This window comes from Sinorhizobium chiapasense (genome assembly GCF_036488675.1).
Taxonomy (GTDB): Bacteria; Pseudomonadota; Alphaproteobacteria; order Rhizobiales; family Rhizobiaceae; genus Sinorhizobium; species Sinorhizobium chiapasense.
On the sequence record NZ_CP133148.1, the window covers coordinates 1,662,521 to 1,681,249 of the forward strand.

The following is an 18,729-nucleotide window of genomic DNA, read 5'->3' on the forward strand; positions in this document are numbered from 1 at the left end:
TCAGCCGTCAATTCTTTCGACATAGACCCGAATGCGGCCGCCGCAGGAAAGGCCGACGCGCCATGCGGTCTCGTCGGCAACGCCGAATTCGAGGACCTTGGGTGTTCCCGATTCGATGATCTCCACTGCCTCGGCGATGACGGCGCCTTCAACGCATCCGCCGGAGACGGAACCCTGGAAATTTCCTTCCTCATCGATCACCAGATGGCTGCCGATCGGACGCGGTGCCGAGCCCCAAGTCTCGATGACAGTCGCAAGCGCCACTTTTCGTCCGTCACTGCACCAGGTTTCGGCGATCTCCAGCGGCTCAAGAATATTGGGCTCTTTCGACATGTTGGCTACCTGTTGTTTGTGTCTCATGCCATTCGTGCGTGCAGGAAGCGCCGCGGATCGGCGTCTTGCGCACCTTGACCGGACAGCGATTTCACCAGCTCGGCCACAGACTCAAGATTGTGCACCGCCCGGAATTCGTCAACATGCGGCAGCATGGCCCGGACGCCCCGGGCGCGCGCTTCAAATCCGTCGAAGCGCAACAGCGGATTGAGCCAGATCAGGCGCCGGCAAGAGCGATGCAGGCGATCGATCTCGACTTCGAGTTCTGCCGTGTCATCGCGCTCGAGGCCGTCGGTGATCAGGAGGACAATGGCGCCCTGCCCGAGCACCCGGCGCGACCAGCGCCGGTTGAATTCGTGCAGCGTTTCGCCGATGCGTGTGCCGCCAGACCAATCCTTGACTGCCGCCACGCATTCGTCGAGCGCTTCGTCGGGATCGCGGTTGCGCATCTGGCGCGTGACATTCGTCAGCCGCGTCCCGAAGAGAAACGTGTGAACGCGTTGTCGCTGTTCCGTCAGTGCGTGCAGGAAATGCAGGAAAATCCGCGTGTACTGGCTCATCGATCCGGAAATATCGGCGAGCACGACGAGGGGCGGATGAACAAGGCGCGGCTCGCGAAAGCGCGGCAGGATCAATTCGCCGCCAAAGCGCATGGCATCGCGCATGGTGGCGCGCGGATCGATCCGTGCCGGCCGATGGGTGGCGCGAAAGCGGCGGGTCCGCACACGATCCAGCGGCAAAATCAGCGATGACAAGGCCTTCCTGGCCTCGGCGATCTCCGCGGCGGTCATCTGCGCGAAATCCGCCTTGCGGAAAAGCTCGCGGCCCGAGACCGTGTAGCGCGCATCGACCTCGATTTCCGGCTCGTCGCGCGACGAACGGGGATCTTCCCTTCCTGCAAGGAGTGCCTCGCGGAGGCGTTTCTCGCCGGCGCGCCTGGTCTGATCTTCACCCGGCCGCTCGGGCGCAATCGGCGACAGCAGCGCGATCATCTTCTGGACGAGGTCGTGCGAGCGCCAGAACAGGTGGAACGCTTCGTCGAACAGAAGCTGATCTTCACGACGCTTGACGAACGTGCATTGAAGGGCGGCATAAAATTCGCTGCGGGACCCGATCCCGATCAAGGTCACGGCGTCGATGGCGTCGGTAATGGCAGCGGGACCTATTCTCATTCCCGCCCTTCGGAGCGCGCGGGCAAAGAAGACGATGTTGTCGGCAAGTTTGCCGTTGCCCAGCGTGATCGGAGAGACTGCCGTGCGATCAAACTGCTGTTCCACCATGACGGTCAGCCCTGCGCAAGCAGTTCGGCCTTGACCTCGGCAAGCAGCTTGCGCCCCTCTGCGCCCTCGATCCGGGCGATATCGTCCTGGTATTTGAGCAATGTGCCGAGCGTGTCGGCGATCTTTTCCGGATCGAGCGCCAACCGGTCAAGTTCGGTGAGTGCCGTTGCCCAGTCGATCGTCTCCGCTACGCCGGGGTTTTTGAAAAGATCGATCGCCCGCAGTCTTTGGACATAGGCGACGATTTCCCGCGACAAGGTGGCGCTACAGCCTGGCACCTTGCGTCGGATGATCTCCAGTTCCTGTGCTGCCTTCGGATAGTCGACCCAATGATAGAGGCAGCGTCGCTTCAAGGCGTCATGAATTTCGCGGGTGCGGTTGGTGGTGATGATGACGATCGGCGGCTCATCCGCTTTGATCGTCCCGAGTTCGGGGATGGTGACCTGAAAATCGGAAAGTACTTCGAGAAGAAAAGCCTCGAAAGCTTCGTCGGTGCGGTCGAGCTCGTCGATCAGGAACACCGGGGCCCGGCCCGCGGCAGCGGATATCGCCTGAAGCACCGGGCGGCGGATCAGAAACCGTTCGGAGAAGATGTCGCCCTCGATCCTTTGTCGGTCGACCATGCCGGCCGCTTCCGAAAGGCGAATCTCCAGCATCTGCGCCGGGTAGTTCCATTCATAGACGGCCGACGAGACGTCGAGCCCTTCGTAGCATTGCAGCCGGATCAGCGGTCGATCGAGCGAACGGGCCAGGACCTTCGCGATCTCGGTCTTGCCGACGCCGGCCTCGCCTTCCAGAAACAGCGGGCGTTTCATTTTCAGCGCCAGGAAAAGCACCGTCGCAAGTTGAGTTCCGGCGAGGTAATTTTGTGCTTCCAGCATTGCCATCGTCTCGTCGATGGATTGCGGCAGCTTTCCCGTCTCGTGTTTCGCCATGTTTCCTCCGCAGCCGAAGAAAACTTATAGCGTGTGATATCCCCGGTCCACATAAATGAGCGGCGACTGCTTCTCTCCCAGGCGGAGATCGACGACTTCGCCGAAGAGGATGAGATGGGTCGCCATGACCTTGACCTCGATGAGGCGGCAGTCGAAGGCGACGACGGCGTCGGTAAGAATGGGCGCGCCGGTCGTGAGCTGCGTCCATTGGCCGAACGCGAAGCGCCGGTCCATGTCGAGCTGGTCACGGCCGGAGAAAGCATGGGCCAGCGCCCTGTGCGGCTCGCCAAGCACGTTAAGCGCGAAAGCACCGGAGCGCGCGAAGATATCGTTGCGCGGATTTGCTGCATTGAGGCAGGCAAGGATCGTCGGCGGATCGTCAGACACCGAGCAGGACGCGGTGATCGTCACGCCGCGCCGCGCACGCCCATCGGCCGTGGTGATGAGCTGAACATGAGCGGACATGCGGCTCATCGCGTCACGGTAACTTATTGGGTCCAGTCGGGTCTTCTCCAACACATCTCTCTCCGGATCGATGTCTTGCACATACATAGACTCTCGCGGAAAATATGAAACCCGGCCGCGCGAGATTCTTGCGGAGCAGCGGCATAGTCATGGCGTGATCGGAATGGCGAGCTCTTATGTGCGATCTTTTCCTTTGACGGAGAGAAACACATCCTTAAAACATGGCGTCGTTGCGGGAAAAATGCATGTTTAGATTGATTGTCAAGAGCATCTTCGTCGCCGGATTGATATCGGCCTCCCCTGCCCTTGCGGCGGGCCTGAAAGTTGCCGTCGTCGCTCCTGCCGATGGGCCTTTCGCCGCGCTTGGAAAGCAGATGGCGGACGGCGCCGCTTTTCAGGCGGAGGATCGCGGAAGTCAGATTATCCCGATCGCCGAAAGCTGCGATCCTGCCGGCGGCGAGGCGCTGACGAAGGCGCTGCTGGCTAGCGGCGCAGAGGCTGCGATCGGCTTTCTCTGCACGGAGAGCCTCGAAGCTGCCCTGCCCGCCCTCGCCGAGGCTCGCATTCCCGCCATCACGCTTAGCGTCCGCTCCGACATTCTGATGGAGGACGCCCTCAAGAAGAAGTGGCCGTTTTTCCGGCTGGCGCCCAGTGGAAAGGCCGAAGCCGCGGCGATCACCGACGTCATCGTCGCGAACTGGAAGGGCAAACCGCTCGCGCTCATCGACGACGGCACGATCCATAGTCGAGAGCTTGTCGAAAGCGTTCGGAACGGGCTCGCAGAGATCGGCGTGACACCCGTGTTCACCGACACGTACCGCCCGGCACAGGAGCAGCAGGTTGGCCTCGTCCGTCGACTGGCGAAAAGCGGCGCCACCCACATCTTTACAGGAGGCGACCGCTACGACACCGCCGTGATCGCGCGTGATGCGAAGGCGGAAAGGGTCCCGATCACCCTGCTTGGCGGCGACGTACTGAATGCCGCCGACCTTGAGGTACCGCTCGAAGACGGAGTGCTTGCCGTGACGGTTCCGGAGGCGTCTCGGTCGAGCGAAGCGGAAGCCGTCGCCAAGGCAATGCGTGCAAGCGGAATCGAACCCGAGGGTTATGTCCTGCCGGCCTTTGCCGCAATGTCGCTGCTCGAACAGGCGAAGGATCAGGCTGCCAAGGACGGCAGCGCGCTTCGCGACGCTCTGCTGAAAGGGCCCTATGCAACGATCCTGGGGCCGATAAAGCTCAATGCCAGCCACGAGAGAACCGACACTCCCTATAGACTGATGGAATGGCAGGACGGCCGATTTGTCGCCACCACGGGCGCAGGCGGCGCGGAGTGATGCGCAAGGGGCCGAACAATCTGATTACCGATGTCGCGGGCCTGTTGGTCGGCAACGCCGAGGACCATCGGCTGAAGTCCGGTGTCTCGGTCGTACTTTGCGAACAGCCGGCAACGGCAGCGGTTCAGGTTCTCGGGGGCGCGCCGGGCACACGGGAAACGGATCTGCTCGCGCCCGAAAATACTGTCCAGAGCGTCGACGCCGTCGTGCTCTCGGGCGGTTCGGCCTTCGGTCTGGACTCGGCCTCCGGGGTGCAGGCCGCCCTTCGGGAGATGGGACGCGGCTTCGAGGTCGGTCCCCACCGCATTCCGATCGTTCCGGCCGCAATTCTCTTTGATCTCGTCAATGGCGGCGACAAGGATTGGGGGCGCTTTTCGCCCTATCGCGACCTCGGTTACGATGCCGTCCGGGCTGCCGGCCCCACATTTCTGACCGGGACAGCCGGTGCCGGTACGGGCGCACTGACCGCCACCTTCAAAGGCGGCCTCGGTTCGGCATCGACTGTGCTGGCCAATGGCATCACGGTCGGCGCACTTGTCGCCGTCAACGCGCTTGGATCGGCGACGATTGGCAGCACGCGCCATTTCTGGGCCGCGCCTTTCGAGTTGGACGACGAGTTCGGCGGGCTCGGCTATCCGGCCCCGATGCCACAGGACGCGACGCTGCCGCGCCTTAAGTTCCGTGAGAAGCAGTCGGCCGCTGCGAATACGACGATCGCAGTCATCGCCACCGATGCGGTGCTCAGCAAGGCCGAGGCGAAGCGACTGGCCATCGCCGCCCATGACGGCTTTTCTCGCGCGCTCTGGCCATCGCATACGCCGCTCGACGGCGACCTTGTCTTCGCGCTGGCGACTGGAGCGAGCGGCAAGGCGCCGCTGCTTGAGGATTTCATCGATCTCGGCGCTGCCGCCGCCTCGACGATGGCGCGTGCGATCGCACGTGGCGTCCACGACGCAGTCGCGGCCGACAACGATACGAAGCCGTCCTGGTCGCAACAGGCAAGGCGCTGAGCCGCAAGGCTCGCCTCGGATGTTGTTTGCGCGCCGGGGGGATGCTATGGCGCGGGAAACATCGGAGCCTGTCATGACCTATCCCATTCGCATTGCCCCGTCGATCCTGGCGTCCAACTTCTCCAAGCTCGGTCAGGAGGTTCGCGATGTCGTCGAAGCCGGCGCCGACTGGATCCATCTCGACGTCATGGATGGTCATTTCGTACCGAACATCACCTTCGGCCCGGACGTCATAAAATCGCTGCGCCCCCACACGAATGCGACCTTCGACTGCCATCTGATGATCTCGCCCGCCGATCCCTATCTCGAAGCCTTTGCCAAGGCCGGCTGCGACATCATAACGGTGCACGCCGAGGCCGGCCCGCATTTGCACCGGTCGCTGCAAACAGTGAAGTCGCTCGGCAAGAAGGCCGGCGTCTCGCTCAATCCGGCGACCCCGGAAAGCGCTATCGAATATGTGCTGGACACGGTCGATCTCATCCTCGTGATGACGGTCAATCCGGGCTTCGGCGGACAGAAGTTTATCCATGCCACCGAAGAGAAGATCCGGCGGATCAGAGCCATGGTCGGCGAGCGGCCGATCGAGATCGAGGTTGATGGCGGTATCACGCCCGAGACAGTTGCGCTGCCCGTCAAGGCCGGTGCCAACGTGCTCGTCGCCGGTTCGGCCGTCTTCAAGGGCGATTCCGTCGAGACCTATCGCAGCGCGATCGAGGCGATTCGCAAATCAGCGGAGAAGGCGCGCGGATGAGCATGCGGGCGGTAGTCATCACAACGCTTCTGGCAGCGGCGACGATTGCGGCCGCTGACGTGCGTGCTGGAGACTTTGCCGCCTTGCAGCCAATCGGATTTTCGTCTGATGGCAATGTCTTCGCCTTCGAGGAATACGGCGTCCAGGACGGTTCAGGCTTTCCCTACTCGACGATTTACGTCCTCGATACGCGCAAGGACACCTTCCTCCCTGGCGCACCTGTCCGCGTCGTTATCGAGAAAGACGGCGGCGCACTGCACGAAGCGCGCCGCGAGGCGCACGGCCGTGCCGCACCACTGGTCGACGCTTACCGCTTGGCGGACACGCCCGGGATCTTGGCGGCATACAACCCTATAACCGAACGAAGCAGCGCGGCCCACACGCTGAGCTATGACGCGTTTCCGGCCAATGAGCCGTTCCGCAGGAGCTACGCGCTTATGCTCGAGGAGAAGAGCTTCGAGCCGCAGGGCGTGTGCGGCAGTTTTTTGAAGGAGGTCAAAGGCTTCCGGCTGGAAATGACGGAGAAGGCGGGGAAACCCGCGACGGACGTGTTGCAGGAGGACACACGCATCCCTGAGAGCCGTCGCTGCCCGACGGGTTATCGCATAGGTGGTGTCGTGACCCGCATGAATGATGACGGATCCGAGGTCCACGTGGTGATGATCCTGGTCAAATCGCTCGGTTTCGAAGGCTCGACCGATGGCCACTGGATTGCGCTGCCCGTCCGGCTTCCCAAATGACGAGTGACGAGCAGGCCGCCAAATCGCCAGCGCTCTTTTCGGATGTCGCACCGTCGAAACGATCGAGGTTTGTGCACTCCCTCCCCAAGCCGCAGGAAGTGCTGATCGGTGCCCCCGGCTGGGCCTTGGCAATGGCGATGTCCGCCTGGCTGGCGCTTTGGTTGCGCGGAAACGAGGCGGCCATCCACCTCAGGGAAATCCTGCTGCTTTACGCACTCGGCGGCCTGCTGGCCTGGCCGCTTTCGCTGTTTGCGGCGCGTTTTGCAGCACATGAACGAGCGGTCGAGGCGCGCTTCTCGGCCTTTCTACTGTGCCTCATCGCAGGCACGGTCGCTACTACGGCATGTCTCTTCGCCTTCGACTACCGGATATTCTATGCGCAGTGGCATGCGGCGACGGGCACGCGCACGTGGCTATTCCAAGTCCTGTTCACGTCGCTCGCCGCGCTGTATCAGTTCCTGGTCCTGGGAGTTCGGCTCTACCTGCCGCTCGGCCTCGCCGCCCTTGTCATCGCCAGCCTGTGGCTTGCGCAATCGGACATGCGCCAACGGCGTTGAGCTTAAGCGCCATCTTTGATAGAGGCACAGCCATCCTCCACTGAAGACGAAAGCTTAAGCCCATGATCCCCCGTTACTCCCGGCCGGAAATGGTGGCCATCTGGTCGCCGGAAACGAAATTCCGCATCTGGTTCGAGATCGAGGCGCATGCCTGCGATGCCCTCGCCGAAATCGGTGTCATCCCCAAGGAAGCGGCGAAGACAATCTGGGAAAAGGGCGGCGCAGCAAAATTCGACGTCGCCCGGATCGATGAAATCGAGGCTGTCACGAAGCACGACGTCATCGCCTTCCTCACCCATCTTGCCGAATTCGTCGGGCCGGACAGCCGTTTCGTCCACCAGGGCATGACCTCGTCGGACGTTCTCGATACCTGTTTCAACGTGCAGCTCGTTCGCGCGACGGACCTATTGCTAGCTGACCTCGACAAGCTGCTCGAGGCGCTGAAGCGCCGTGCTTTCGAGCACAAGGACACGGTCACCATCGGCCGGTCGCACGGCATCCACGCCGAGCCCACCACCTTCGGCATCAAGCTGGCGCTTGCCTACGCGGAATTCGATCGCTGCAAGCAGCGCCTCCTGGCCGCACGCGAAGAAGTTGCGACCTGTGCCATTTCCGGTGCTGTCGGCACCTTTGCCAATATCGACCCACGGGTCGAGGAGCATGTCGCAAAGGCCCTCGGCCTGAAGCCGGAACCAGTCTCGACGCAGGTCATCCCGCGCGATCGCCATGCCATGTATTTCGCGACGCTCGGCGTCATCGCCTCCTCGATCGAGCGCCTTGCGACGGAAATTCGCCATCTGCAGCGCACCGAAGTGCTGGAGGCCGAGGAATATTTCTCCCCTGGCCAGAAGGGCTCCTCGGCCATGCCGCACAAGCGCAATCCGGTGCTGACGGAGAACCTGACCGGTCTTGCCCGCATGGTCCGCGCCTTCGTCGTGCCGGCCATGGAAAACGTGGCACTCTGGCATGAACGTGATATTTCGCACTCCTCGGTCGAGCGCATGATCGGACCGGACGCGACGGTGACGCTCGATTTCGCACTGGCACGACTGACCGGCGTGATCGACAAGTTGCTCGTCTATCCCGAGAACATGATGAACAACTTGAACAAGTTCCGCGGCTTGGTTCACTCGCAGCGCGTACTGCTCGCGCTGACCCAGGCGGGCGTTTCGCGCGAAGATGCCTACCGGCTCGTTCAGCGCAACGCCATGAAGGTCTGGGAACAGGGCAAGGATTTCCTTGAGGAGTTGCTGGCTGACTCTGAAGTTCGGGCCGCACTTTCGGAAGAGGAAATCCGCGAGAAGTTCGATCTCGGTTACCACACCAAGTACGTCGACACGATCTTTAAGCGTGTCTTTGGCTGACAGGAATAAGACGGCCTGTCACGCCACGGCACATAGTGAGGTTGCTGCGTAAGCACAAACGCTCGCACTCGATGCATTTTGTTCGAGTGTGGGCGAGTTTATTAGCAAGTTATTCATAAGTGGTGTGAGAGCTTCCATACCTGTCTAATCGGGTTTCGAGGAAGCCATGACTTACAGGGACAGTGTTCAGCGCGCATCACCGCGCACGCAGACGAAAATAACCGGTAAAGTTACTTGCAAATTCGGGTCGAGCAACGGCGTTGTCAGAGACCTTTCCGACGAGGGTATCTGCTTCCAACTCCTGTTCGACATCGGTGCCCAGACCGGACAGGAGGTCACCATTCAGAGCGAAGAGCTCGGCTTCCTCACCGGGATTGTGCGCTGGTACCGCGGCGACAAGATCGGCATCAAGCTCAAGCTCTCGTCGAACACCGCGGCGCAGATCTCATCCTACTACAAGTTCTTCCGCCAATGACCGCGGCCGCTGTCGAGCGGCGAACCGGTAAATTCTCGTAAAAACAATCGCGGCGGTCTTGGGTCATTCAAGATCGCCGCGATGTCGTTGGAGGACCTGCCGTTCAGGCCTTGCGGCCGGCCGGATCCGGTTCCACCATCTTCCGATAGAGATGCCATGTGGCGTGGCCAAAGATCGGCATGATCACGGCCAGGCCGACGAAGACCGGAATCGAGCCGATCACCAGTCCCGCTGCGATGATGAGGCCCCAGCAGGCGACCGGCACCGGATTGGTAAGCGTCGCGCGGATCGAAGTCTCGACCGCCGCGACTGCGCCGACATCGCGGTCGAGCAGCAGCGGGAACGAAACCACGCTGATCGACAGCACGATCACGGCGAAGACAAAGCCGACGGCGTTGCCGACAACAATGAGATTCCAACCCTCTTCCGTGCCGATAATGCTGTTCCAGAAGGCCGAAATCGAATTCGGCGGTACCGTTCCGAAAATCCTCACATAAAGCGCCTGTGCAACCAGAAGCCAGGCAATGAAGATAATGAACAGCACGCCAGCAACCGCCAAAATCGAGGGCAGCGCCGGCGAACGGTGCAGCCGCAAGGCGTGCGGCCATGACGCATCCATGCCCAACTCACGGCGCCGGCTGATCTCGTAGAGGCCGATTGCCGCGACAGGACCGATGAGGGCGAAGCCGGAAGCAAGCGGATAGAGCAGCGGCAGCATGTTTGCGCCCGCGCTCCAGGTTATCAGTACTGCACCGGCGATAGGGTATATCAAGCACAAGAAAACATAATGCGACGGCTTCTCGCGAAAATCATTCAGCCCGAGACGCAACGCATCGAACACATCCGCAATGCCAATCTTTCGTATTCCGGGATGCGAGACTCTCGCATTCGCCCCCGACAGGACATGGAAGGTTGTCATGGCTCACACTCCTCAACGAACCAGAGCGGCCACGGAGCCGCGACAACGGCGAAACTAGCCGCTGCCAGCCGCGACCGGCATTTCGATTATACAGAAAATGCGGCCTCTGTCGCCTGTGCCTTGACTTCGGCGCTTTTCACCTCCAAATCGCCGCAATCATGAAGGTATCCGAAGCTGACATCCTGATCGTGCCGGGCTACACCAATTCCGGCCCGGCCCATTGGCAAAGCCGCTGGGAGCGAAAGCTCTCGACGGCACGCCGTGTCGAGCAGGCCGAGTGGTCGAAACCTGTGCGCGAGGATTGGGTGGCGCGGATGGTCGAGGCCGTCAATTCGGCCGAAAGGCCTGTCGTCATCGTCGCGCATTCCTTGGGTGTCGCCACAGCGATCCATGCTCTGCCCCATTGCGCGAAGAAGATCGCAGGCGCTTTCCTGGTCGCGCCGCCGGACGTCGCCAATCCCAAGATACGCCCGAAGCATCTGATGACCTTCGGCCCCTACCCGCGCGATCCCCTGCCCTTCCCGTCGCTAGTGGTGGCAAGCCGCGACGACCCGTTCGGATCCTACGAGCACGCCGGAGACATCGCCAACGCCTGGGGCTCGTTCTTGGTCGATGCCGGCGAGGCCGGACATATCAATGCCGAATCCGGTCACGGCCCTTGGCCCGAGGGCACGATGGTGTTTGCGCAGTTCCTCAGCCGGCTGCGGCCGTAGAGATCATGCGCAGCAGGCCGCGCGCCATTAATCCGAATTTCATTGCTGTAGATCATTATCGGCTGGCAACTCTCAGGATCCGGGGATAAGTGACCGAGCCGCGGAAACCAATCGACATCGGCAACGGGCCGACGACACAAGACAGCTTGGCGCCGGACGCGATGGATCAAGTCCCGGCGGGTGTCATCCGTGTCGATAGAGGCGATGTCATATGCGCCGCCAATGCGCCCGCACTCCGGATGCTCGGGCGGACAGCCGAAGAGGTTATCGGCGCACCGATCTCCGCATTCGTTCATGGCGAAGATTTTCCGACAGTCGTTGCATTCGAGCGAGCGGAGGAGCCGACGATCGTCCGCTTCCTCGGTGCATCGGGCGCGCTTTCCATGCTCGTTTCGCTGGCCCGTCTGCCTGAAGCACCAGGAGCCGACGCGCAGACTATACTGACAATGCTTCCGGCCGACGGCCTCGTTTCGGAAATCGCAAGCCTGCGTAAGGACGAGACACGTTGGAAATATGCCCTTGAAAGCGCGTTGGAAGGCGTCTGGGATCACGACTTCGAAACCGGCAATCTGTTCTATTCCTCGACCTGGCGGCGCCTGCGAGGACTGGCGGACGACGCGGAGGTCGACGGCACGCTCCACAAGTGGATCGAAAACGTCCATCCGGACGACCGCGCGCACGTGCTCGCGTGCATTGAGCGGCAGGACTCCGGTGAAGTCCAGTTCAACACATTCCAATACCGGGAGCGCCATGCGGACGGACGCTGGGTCTGGATCGAGAGCCGCGGCGCATCGGTCGCTTACGGCCCCGACGGCAAGCCATGCCGCATCATCGGCACCGACACCGATATAACCGCGCGCAAGGAAGCGGAGGCCCGGCTCGCCGAAGTTTCGCGCCGCCTGCAATTGGCACTCGACATTTCAAGGATCGGCGTCTTCGAGCACAATCTCGACACGGGCGTTTCGCACTGGGACGAGGCCATGTTCCGGATGTACGGCCTGGACCCTGCCGGCCAAGCGCCCTCGTCTGCCGGTTGGGAGAGCGTTTTGCATCCGGATGACAAGGCCGCCGCGATCAGACGCGTCAACGACGCGATTGTCAGCGGCACGCCTTTCAACAATGCGTTCCGCATTATCAGGCCCGATGGAGCCGTCCGTCACATTCGCTCCAATGCCGCTTTCCACACCGACCTGGACGGTGCAACGAGGCTCGTTGGCGCCAATTGGGACGTGACGGATGATATCGCGCTGCAGGAGGAATTGAGGCGGGCAAAGTCCTTTGCCGAGGCGCGCAACTGTGAACTTGAGGCGGCGCGTGTCAGCATCGAGTACAACGCGCTCCACGACCATCTGACGGATCTGCCGAACCGCCGCTATCTCGATCGGGTCCTGACGGAAGCGCGTGTCGTCAACGCCATTCTTCATATCGACCTGGATCGCTTCAAGCAGATCAACGATACGCTCGGTCACCAGGCCGGCGATGCCATGCTCGTTCACGCGGCGAGCGTGCTGAGTTCACACGCCGGGAGCGACGATTTCATTGCCCGCATCGGTGGCGACGAATTCGTCATCGTGTGCCGCAGCGGCCGGGATTCGACGGAGCTCGCAGAGCTTGCCGGGCGCATCATCCAGGCATTTCGCCGTCCCGTCCCCTACGCCGGTCAATTGTGCCGCCTCGGCGCGAGCATCGGCGTTGCCCTGGACGGAGGCAGGCTCACCCATCCCCGGCAGCTCCTGATGGATGCCGACATCGCGCTTTATCGCGCCAAGAGCCTTGGCCGGGACCGGTTTGAACTCTTTTCCGACGAGATGCAGAACCAGATTCTGACCGCAAAGCGGATCGGCGACGAGCTGCGCGAGGCGCTCGAAAGAAGGCAGTTCATTCCCTATTACCAACCTCAGTTCGACGCCCGAACTCTGGAGATCACGGGCGTTGAGACCCTGGTGCGTTGGAACCATCCGCACCGCGGCGTGCTGGCGCCCATGCAATTCCTGAAAGTCGCCGAAGACATCAATCTTCTCGCAGCAATAGACCGGATGGTGGTCGAAATGGCTCATGCCGACTTTGGTGTCTGGCAGCGCCGGGGGCTCGCCGTCCCCAAGATTTCGGTCAACATATCCTCACGCCGCCTGCGCGACCCTCAACTGGTGTCGGACCTGCGGGAGATGAAGATCCCGCATGGCGTCATGTCGTTCGAGCTGCTCGAATCGATCTTTCTCGACGAGTTCGAGGATGAAGTTGCGGAAACGATCGCGGCCTTGAACGACCTCGGCATAGACATCGAGATCGATGATTTTGGCACCGGTCACGCGTCGATCATCGGGCTCCTCAAGCTCAACCCGGCGCGGCTCAAGATCGATCGCGCACTGGTAGGGCCGGTCACGCAAAACAGCAAACAGCAAAAGCTGGTGCGCGCCATCATCGACATCGGCCATTCGCTGAACATCAAGGTGGTCGCCGAAGGGGTCGAAACCTGGGCCCACGCCGCGCTTCTCGCCGATATCGGCTGCGACGTCCTGCAAGGCTATGCACTGGCGAAGCCAATGAGCCGGCAGGATTTCGAGAAATTTGCCCAGGGCGGGTTCAGCGTTCCGCGCAGCCTTTCAGAAGCGCGCCGGATGCGGTGACGTATCGGCGTACCGCAATTCCAGCGTCGCGCCTGGCACAAAAAAGCCGCCCGACTGTGCTAGTGGGCGGCGCGGTGTCCCTCTCGCGGACTGCGATCTCAGTCGTTCTGAATCTGCTCCATCGCCTGAGCGAGAAACTCCATCATCCGAAAGCGGATTTCGTCTTCCGACTGTGCGACGCCGGCGGCATCGAAGTCGGCCTTGATCTTGCGTACCACGTCCTCGTGACCGGTCGCTGCGAGGTCCATGGTGATGATCTCCGTTGCATAGGCTTCCGGATCGGCCTTGTTCAAGAGACCAGCGGCCCAAAGACCGAGCAGCCTGTTGCGGCGTGCTTCCGCCTTGAACTTCAGCTCTGCGTCCAGAGCAAACTTCGCCTCGAAGCCCTTTTCGCGATCCTGCATCGTGGTCATAGACTAATCTCCCTCAGAATTCCTTGCCGGAACCAGTTATCGCCATAAACCAAAACACCGCTGAAAGTGCAATGCGAAGTTTTCGCCTTTGGTGACTTTCATGATACCCTAATCTAAATCGGGGGATGCGAAGATACGCCGATTGTGAAATGCGTTCTTTTCAGATATGCACCCGCTGAGAAAATTCCAATTGCGCGACCCAAGAGCGCCACCAACCACAGAGATAAAATCCATGAATCGTCGCCGCCGTATCTACGAGGGCAAGGCCAAGATCCTTTACGAGGGTCCGGAACCGGGCACGCTTATCCAGTTTTTCAAGGATGACGCGACCGCTTTCAACAAGAAGAAGCACGATGTCATCGACGGTAAGGGTGTGCTGAACAACCGGATCTCCGAGTACATATTCACCCATCTGAACAAGATCGGCATTCCGACGCATTTTATCCGCCGTTTGAACATGCGCGAGCAGTTGATCAAGGAAGTGGAAATCATTCCGCTCGAGATCGTCGTGCGCAATGTCGCCGCCGGTTCGCTCGCGAAGCGCCTCGGCATCGAGGAAGGCACCGTGCTGCCACGCTCGATCATCGAATTCTACTACAAGGCCGACGCGCTCGACGACCCGATGGTGTCTGAAGAGCACATCACCGCCTTTGGCTGGGCAAGCCCGCAGGAACTTGATGACATCATGGCGCTCGCCATCCGCATCAACGATTTCCTGTCCGGTCTTTTCCTCGGCGTCGGCATCCAGCTCGTCGATTTCAAGATCGAATGCGGACGCCTGTTTGAAGGCGATATGATGCGCATCGTCCTTGCCGACGAGATTTCTCCGGATAGCTGCCGCCTCTGGGATGTCGAAACCAAGGAAAAGATGGACAAAGACCGGTTCCGCCGCGACATGGGCGGCCTCGTCGAAGCCTATCAGGAGGTGGCGCGCCGCCTCGGCATCATCAACGAGAACGAGCCGCCGCGCGGCTCCGGCCCGGTGTTGGTCAAGTAATTTCGGGGATATTAAGCAAAGTGATCAAAGCACGTGTAACCGTGACGCTCAAAAACGGCGTTCTCGACCCTCAGGGCAAGGCAATCGAGGGTGCGCTCGGTGCGCTCGGTTTTGACGGCATCGGCCAGGTTCGCCAGGGCAAGGTCTTCGATCTGCAGATCGAAACAGGCGACAAGGCCAAGGCGGAAGCCGACCTCAAGGCCATGTGCGAGAAGCTGCTGGCCAATACTGTCATTGAGAACTACACCATCTCCCTCGCCTGACGGCGGGGGAATGGCCTTCGCTGGTGATCGGCCGGTCGCCTGCCTAAAGTCCTTTTGGCGGCTCAGCCGGATTGACTGACCAGCGATCCCACTGCGCATTAAAACCGCCTCGAACTGCTCAGGCGCCGAGGCCAAGGCAAGGTATGAACGTCCCATGAAGTCTGCCGTCGTCCAGCTCCCCGGTCTCAACCGCGATCGCGATATGATCGCGGCGCTCACCAAGATCTCCGGCCATAAGCCTGTGACCGTTTGGCAGACGGAAACGGAAATTCCGGACGTCGACCTGATCGTCATACCGGGCGGCTTTTCCTATGGCGACTACCTGCGCTGCGGTGCGATCGCCGCGCGCATGCCGGTGATGCAGGCGATCAAGGCCAGGGCCGATCAGGGCGTCAAGGTTCTCGGCGTTTGCAACGGCTTCCAGATCCTGCTTGAAGCAGGCCTCCTGCCCGGCGCCCTGATGCGCAATGCCTCGTTGAAGTTCGTCTGCCGCGAGGTCAAGCTCGAAGTCGTCAACGCCGACACGGATTTCACGCGCGCCTATTCGAAGGGACAGGTCATCCGCAGCCCCGTTGCCCATCATGACGGCAACTATTTCGCCGATGCAGAAACGCTGAAGGCAATCGAGGGCAGCGGTCAGGTTGTGTTCCGTTACGCTGACGGCACCAATCCGAACGGATCGATCAACGACATTGCCGGCGTCATGAATGCGAAAGGCAACGTGCTTGGGATGATGCCGCATCCGGAAAACCTGATCGAGGCGGCACATGGCGGTTCAGACGGACGCGGGATCTTCGCCTCCGCCCTCGATGTAATCGCTGCTTAACCATCGCGCTGATAGAAGACGGCCTCCCGCCACCCACCGACGATCGAGACCGCCGATGCCTTCATTTTCCTCCGCACGCCTCTCCGTGCTTGCCTGCGCCGTCGCGAGCTTCACGCTTGTCGCCGGTTGCCAATCGAATCGTCCGGCCACGCCGCCTGCGAGTTCCGCCGCATTGCCGACGATGGAGCGCGTGGCGCTCGGCGCCAATGGTTGCTGGTTCAAATCTGGCGACCCGGCCTTCAAGGCCTATCGCCTCGCGCCGGAGCTCAACTCCTTCTCGGGCCGTCCGCGCATTCTGATCGTACCGCGGAGATCGCCCGAGGCGCGTCCGCTTGCTGTCATCCAGGCTGAGGGCCACCCTGCCCGCCTGCAGGCGTTCGGTCCGCTCCTCAGCGAGCCGGTGGGCACACGCATGACGACGGATGTCCGCCGCTGGGCGGCCGGCGACGAGGGCTGCAATTGATCACGCGCCGCTGGAATCCCACGGCTCAAGACGCTGACGGCTGCGGGCTGTCGTAACCTTCGACGATTGCCAGATCCATCACCGACTTGCCCAGTCTCAGCGCCATGGCTTTCGCGTATTCCGGCGAACGATAGCACTCCAGCGCCGCGCTGTAGGTGGGGAACTCGATCACAACAACGCGCGAGCGCAGCTTTCCCTCGGGCATCTCGCACTGACCGCCGCGGGCGAGAAAGCGTGCACCGTACTTTCGAAAAGCATTCGCATTCTCGGCAATGTATGCTTTGTACCCCTCTGGATCGGTAACATCGACCGAGGCCACCCAGTATCCTTTCGCCATCGCTCTTCTCCCATTCCCCCAAAGGAAACATGCAATGGAACGATACCATTGCGGCGGCCTCAGCGACATATGCCGACCGGAGAGCGAGAACCGGGTATGGGCGGGAATCTCAGAGCCGCGAGCGCCAGAAAGGAATGGCCGCCTCTCGCCGTGCTTCCTCCTCCGTCACGCCGATATCGTTGAGCTGGTACCTGCTCAATTCTTCAAGCGCCAGGCGACTGCGCCTCTTCGCGGCCAGTGCGCAATAGTGGTGCCAGAGCCGTGAGAACACATTCCGTGCCGGGCTCTGATGCTCGTAAACGAAGCGCGCCTTGCGGGGCGCCAACGCCCGCGGCCGCACGGATTGAATCGCAACAATTGTATTCGTTGTATACATTGTTAATCACCATTGCACCCATCTCAGCTATTGATTCAGAGATAATTGACATGGCTGGTGATGCAATATAGACAATTGTCACTATGACAACTTGGCTGCCCGATATACAGCAGGGCCAAGGCCCCCTCTACGCCCGGATCGCCGATCAAATCGAGCAGGCGATCGGCAGCGGGACCTTGCCTGTGGGAAGGAAGCTGCCGCCACAGCGCAATCTTGCCTTCGACATCGGCGTGACGATCGGCACGATCGGTCGGGCCTACAACATTGTCCGCGAACGAGGACTCGTCAGCGGTGAAGTCGGCCGCGGCACCTATGTCCTCGATCACCCGGAAAGCCGCCCGCCCGAGCAGGCCGATCCTTTGACAACGTCACTGGCTGGAACGCGGCCGATCAACGCGCCGGCGGGCAAGTTGCGTTTCGACAGCACGGCGGCGCCGGACGTCGGCCAGGGTGACGTTCTGGCGAAACTGCTGGGTGACATCAGCCGCGAGCACCATGCGGATATCGCGAGCTACGCCCGCAATTTCCCGGACGACTGGTTCGAGGCGGGCTGCCAGTGGCTCGCGCGCGGCAATTTCCGGCCCGCCCGCGAGACCATCGTGCCGACGCTCGGTGCCCATGCCGCCGTCATTGCAGTGATCTCAGCTGTCACCTCCCCCGGCGACCGGATTGCCTTCGAAACATTGACCTATTCACAGGTCAGCCGCAGTACGGGCCTGATCGGTCGTCGGACGGCACTGGTGGAAAGCGACGAATTCGGCCTCGTTCCGGACGACTTCGAACGCGTCTGCGCCCAGCAACATCCGAAACTCGCCTTCCTCATGCCGAGCGCCCAGAACCCGACCGTTGCCGTCATGCCGCTGGACAGGCGCGTGGCGGTGGCCGAGATCGCGCGAAAGTACGGCGTTTGGCTGGTCGAGGATGAAGTTTATGGTTCGATGACGGGTGATCGCGTGCCGTTGGTCGCAGAACTGGCACCGGAACGGACCTTCCTCGTTGGAGGCCTGTCGAAGTCCGTTGCGGCCGGCGTTCGCGGCGGCTGGGTCGCCTGTCCGCCGCATTTCAGCCAACGGGTCCGCATCGCGCACAAGATGGTGAGCGGCGGGCTTCCCTTCATTCTTGCCGAGCTTTGCGCGCGCTTGGTTCTATCAGGCGCCGCATCCGCCTTGCGTAACCGCGCCGTTGAGGAAATCACTGCGCGTGAAACGATGGCGCGCGAAGTCTTTTCCGGACTCGAGTTCAATTCCCACCCGAAGGTGCCCTTCCTCTGGCTGAAGTTGCCGGATCCCTGGCTTTCGGGGACCTTCAAGCAGGCGGCGCTGCAGGAAGGCGTGCTGGTCGACGACGAGGACGAGTTCAAGGCTGGGCGCGCGGAGCGTGCCTTCCATCGCATCCGCGTCGGCTTTTCTTCGCCGCCCGAGCGGTCCGAAGTGCGTAGAGGATTTCAAGTCCTACGGCGACTGCTCGACAGCGGCCGCACCGGCTACGACAGCTTTGATTGAAGTCAATTTTTGGAGATGACTTTCGCGCAAGCCACGGCAATCTATTGCT

Annotated in this window: 22 protein-coding genes; 14 read left to right on the plus strand and 8 right to left on the minus strand. The window is 61.3% G+C overall.

Annotation, left to right across the window (positions count from 1 at the left end; all coding sequences use genetic code 11):
• The 4 genes from RB548_RS07985 to RB548_RS08000 are packed head-to-tail and all read right to left on the minus strand — an operon-like array spanning position 1 to position 3,100.
• Entirely contained in the window at positions 1–333 is a 333-nt protein-coding gene (locus RB548_RS07985; protein WP_331374400.1) for an XdhC family protein, read from the minus strand.
• 23 nt (positions 334–356) lie between these two features.
• Positions 357–1,613, minus strand: a complete 1,257-nt coding sequence (locus RB548_RS07990; RefSeq protein WP_331374401.1) for a vWA domain-containing protein — start codon at positions 1,611–1,613, stop codon at positions 357–359.
• 5 nt (positions 1,614–1,618) lie between these two features.
• Positions 1,619–2,548, minus strand: a complete 930-nt coding sequence (locus tag RB548_RS07995) for an AAA family ATPase (RefSeq protein ID WP_331374402.1) — start codon at positions 2,546–2,548, stop codon at positions 1,619–1,621.
• A gap of 24 nt (positions 2,549–2,572) precedes the next feature.
• Positions 2,573–3,100 (minus strand): flavin reductase family protein, encoded by a 528-nt coding sequence (locus tag RB548_RS08000; RefSeq protein WP_331374403.1) that lies wholly within the window; start codon positions 3,098–3,100, stop codon positions 2,573–2,575.
• A 158-nt stretch (positions 3,101–3,258) separates the two neighbouring features.
• On the opposite strand from RB548_RS08000, the gene RB548_RS08005 reads away from it, so the two are divergent.
• The 7 genes from RB548_RS08005 (at position 3,259) to RB548_RS08035 (ending at position 9,244) form a co-directional block, all read left to right on the plus strand.
• Positions 3,259–4,347 carry a branched-chain amino acid ABC transporter substrate-binding protein gene (locus RB548_RS08005; protein WP_331374404.1) on the plus strand — a complete coding sequence of 363 codons (1,089 nt, stop codon included), beginning with the start codon at positions 3,259–3,261 and terminating at the stop codon, positions 4,345–4,347.
• Positions 4,344–5,357 (plus strand): P1 family peptidase, encoded by a 1,014-nt coding sequence (locus tag RB548_RS08010; protein ID WP_331374405.1) that lies wholly within the window; start codon positions 4,344–4,346, stop codon positions 5,355–5,357. The genes RB548_RS08005 and RB548_RS08010 overlap by 4 nt, the downstream gene beginning before the upstream one ends.
• 73 nt (positions 5,358–5,430) lie before the next feature.
• A complete protein-coding gene (rpe, locus tag RB548_RS08015) occupies positions 5,431–6,108 on the plus strand; it encodes a ribulose-phosphate 3-epimerase (protein WP_331374406.1) in 678 nt (225 codons plus the stop codon).
• On the plus strand, positions 6,105–6,848 hold the full coding sequence (locus tag RB548_RS08020) for a DUF2259 domain-containing protein (protein WP_331374407.1): 744 nt from the start codon (positions 6,105–6,107) through the stop codon (positions 6,846–6,848). The genes rpe and RB548_RS08020 overlap by 4 nt, the downstream gene beginning before the upstream one ends.
• On the plus strand, positions 6,845–7,405 hold the full coding sequence (locus tag RB548_RS08025) for a hypothetical protein (protein ID WP_331374408.1): 561 nt from the start codon (positions 6,845–6,847) through the stop codon (positions 7,403–7,405). Before RB548_RS08020 ends, RB548_RS08025 begins: the two co-directional genes overlap by 4 nt.
• Positions 7,406–7,467: 62 nt before the next feature.
• Entirely contained in the window at positions 7,468–8,769 is a 1,302-nt protein-coding gene (gene purB, locus RB548_RS08030) for an adenylosuccinate lyase (RefSeq protein WP_331374409.1), read from the plus strand.
• Positions 8,770–8,935: 166 nt separating this feature from the next.
• Entirely contained in the window at positions 8,936–9,244 is a 309-nt protein-coding gene (locus RB548_RS08035; RefSeq protein WP_331374410.1) for a PilZ domain-containing protein, read from the plus strand.
• 103 nt (positions 9,245–9,347) lie between these two features.
• On the opposite strand, the gene RB548_RS08040 is transcribed toward RB548_RS08035, so the two are convergent.
• Positions 9,348–10,163: a DUF2189 domain-containing protein gene (locus RB548_RS08040; protein WP_331374411.1), complete on the minus strand. Its 816-nt coding sequence runs from the start codon at positions 10,161–10,163 to the stop codon at positions 9,348–9,350.
• Between the two features lie 158 nt (positions 10,164–10,321).
• Here RB548_RS08040 and RB548_RS08045 point away from each other — a divergent pair, with 158 nt between their 5' ends.
• The gene (locus tag RB548_RS08045) at positions 10,322–10,876 is read left to right on the plus strand and encodes an RBBP9/YdeN family alpha/beta hydrolase (protein ID WP_331374412.1); all 555 of its coding nucleotides are present in this window, start codon (positions 10,322–10,324) and stop codon (positions 10,874–10,876) included.
• A gap of 89 nt (positions 10,877–10,965) precedes the next feature.
• The gene (locus tag RB548_RS08050; protein WP_331374413.1) at positions 10,966–13,503 is read left to right on the plus strand and encodes a sensor domain-containing protein; all 2,538 of its coding nucleotides are present in this window, start codon (positions 10,966–10,968) and stop codon (positions 13,501–13,503) included.
• Positions 13,504–13,601: 98 nt separating this feature from the next.
• Here RB548_RS08050 and RB548_RS08055 read toward each other — a convergent pair whose 3' ends face one another.
• A complete protein-coding gene (locus RB548_RS08055; protein WP_331374414.1) occupies positions 13,602–13,916 on the minus strand; it encodes a DUF1476 domain-containing protein in 315 nt (104 codons plus the stop codon).
• Positions 13,917–14,148: 232 nt separating this feature from the next.
• On the opposite strand from RB548_RS08055, the gene purC reads away from it, so the two are divergent.
• The 4 genes from purC (at position 14,149) to RB548_RS08075 (ending at position 16,465) form a co-directional block, all read left to right on the plus strand.
• A complete protein-coding gene (gene purC, locus RB548_RS08060) occupies positions 14,149–14,913 on the plus strand; it encodes a phosphoribosylaminoimidazolesuccinocarboxamide synthase (RefSeq protein ID WP_180941342.1) in 765 nt (254 codons plus the stop codon).
• Positions 14,914–14,933: 20 nt separating this feature from the next.
• Positions 14,934–15,176 (plus strand): phosphoribosylformylglycinamidine synthase subunit PurS, encoded by a 243-nt coding sequence (gene purS / locus RB548_RS08065; protein WP_025427152.1) that lies wholly within the window; start codon positions 14,934–14,936, stop codon positions 15,174–15,176.
• Positions 15,177–15,330: 154 nt separating this feature from the next.
• Positions 15,331–16,002, plus strand: coding sequence for a phosphoribosylformylglycinamidine synthase subunit PurQ (gene purQ, locus RB548_RS08070; protein ID WP_331374415.1), 672 nt, complete (start codon positions 15,331–15,333; stop codon positions 16,000–16,002).
• 55 nt (positions 16,003–16,057) lie between these two features.
• The gene (locus RB548_RS08075; RefSeq protein ID WP_331374416.1) at positions 16,058–16,465 is read left to right on the plus strand and encodes a hypothetical protein; all 408 of its coding nucleotides are present in this window, start codon (positions 16,058–16,060) and stop codon (positions 16,463–16,465) included.
• A gap of 25 nt (positions 16,466–16,490) precedes the next feature.
• Here RB548_RS08075 and RB548_RS08080 read toward each other — a convergent pair whose 3' ends face one another.
• Together RB548_RS08080 and RB548_RS08085 are read right to left on the minus strand one after the other, a co-directional pair.
• Entirely contained in the window at positions 16,491–16,802 is a 312-nt protein-coding gene (locus tag RB548_RS08080; protein ID WP_331374417.1) for a DUF1330 domain-containing protein, read from the minus strand.
• A gap of 109 nt (positions 16,803–16,911) precedes the next feature.
• Complete coding sequence (locus RB548_RS08085; protein WP_331374418.1) at positions 16,912–17,178, minus strand: DUF1127 domain-containing protein; 267 nt, start codon at positions 17,176–17,178, stop codon at positions 16,912–16,914.
• Between the two features lie 83 nt (positions 17,179–17,261).
• On the opposite strand from RB548_RS08085, the gene RB548_RS08090 reads away from it, so the two are divergent.
• Positions 17,262–18,680 carry an aminotransferase-like domain-containing protein gene (locus RB548_RS08090; protein WP_331374419.1) on the plus strand — a complete coding sequence of 473 codons (1,419 nt, stop codon included), beginning with the start codon at positions 17,262–17,264 and terminating at the stop codon, positions 18,678–18,680.
• Positions 18,681–18,729 lie beyond the last annotated feature (49 nt).

Excerpts from the sequence above, each read along its gene's own strand:
- RB548_RS08005 (WP_331374404.1), top strand. The coding sequence starts at position 3,259 with ATGTTTAGATTGATTGTCAAGAGCATCTTCGTCGCCGGATTGATATCG.
- RB548_RS08045 (WP_331374412.1), top strand. The coding sequence starts at position 10,322 with ATGAAGGTATCCGAAGCTGACATCCTGATCGTGCCGGGCTACACCAAT.
- RB548_RS08085 (WP_331374418.1), bottom strand. The coding sequence starts at position 17,178 with ATGTATACAACGAATACAATTGTTGCGATTCAATCCGTGCGGCCGCGG.
- rpe (WP_331374406.1), top strand. The coding sequence starts at position 5,431 with ATGACCTATCCCATTCGCATTGCCCCGTCGATCCTGGCGTCCAACTTC.
- RB548_RS08090 (WP_331374419.1), top strand. The coding sequence starts at position 17,262 with ATGACAACTTGGCTGCCCGATATACAGCAGGGCCAAGGCCCCCTCTAC.
- RB548_RS08025 (WP_331374408.1), top strand. The coding sequence starts at position 6,845 with ATGACGAGTGACGAGCAGGCCGCCAAATCGCCAGCGCTCTTTTCGGAT.
- purC (WP_180941342.1), top strand. The coding sequence starts at position 14,149 with ATGAATCGTCGCCGCCGTATCTACGAGGGCAAGGCCAAGATCCTTTAC.
- RB548_RS07990 (WP_331374401.1), bottom strand. The coding sequence starts at position 1,613 with ATGGTGGAACAGCAGTTTGATCGCACGGCAGTCTCTCCGATCACGCTG.
- RB548_RS07985 (WP_331374400.1), bottom strand. The coding sequence starts at position 333 with ATGTCGAAAGAGCCCAATATTCTTGAGCCGCTGGAGATCGCCGAAACC.
- RB548_RS08020 (WP_331374407.1), top strand. The coding sequence starts at position 6,105 with ATGAGCATGCGGGCGGTAGTCATCACAACGCTTCTGGCAGCGGCGACG.
- RB548_RS08000 (WP_331374403.1), bottom strand. The coding sequence starts at position 3,100 with ATGTATGTGCAAGACATCGATCCGGAGAGAGATGTGTTGGAGAAGACC.
- RB548_RS08080 (WP_331374417.1), bottom strand. The coding sequence starts at position 16,802 with ATGGCGAAAGGATACTGGGTGGCCTCGGTCGATGTTACCGATCCAGAG.
- purQ (WP_331374415.1), top strand. The coding sequence starts at position 15,331 with ATGAAGTCTGCCGTCGTCCAGCTCCCCGGTCTCAACCGCGATCGCGAT.
- RB548_RS08040 (WP_331374411.1), bottom strand. The coding sequence starts at position 10,163 with ATGACAACCTTCCATGTCCTGTCGGGGGCGAATGCGAGAGTCTCGCAT.
- RB548_RS07995 (WP_331374402.1), bottom strand. The coding sequence starts at position 2,548 with ATGGCGAAACACGAGACGGGAAAGCTGCCGCAATCCATCGACGAGACG.
- RB548_RS08075 (WP_331374416.1), top strand. The coding sequence starts at position 16,058 with ATGCCTTCATTTTCCTCCGCACGCCTCTCCGTGCTTGCCTGCGCCGTC.
- RB548_RS08035 (WP_331374410.1), top strand. The coding sequence starts at position 8,936 with ATGACTTACAGGGACAGTGTTCAGCGCGCATCACCGCGCACGCAGACG.
- RB548_RS08055 (WP_331374414.1), bottom strand. The coding sequence starts at position 13,916 with ATGACCACGATGCAGGATCGCGAAAAGGGCTTCGAGGCGAAGTTTGCT.
- purB (WP_331374409.1), top strand. The coding sequence starts at position 7,468 with ATGATCCCCCGTTACTCCCGGCCGGAAATGGTGGCCATCTGGTCGCCG.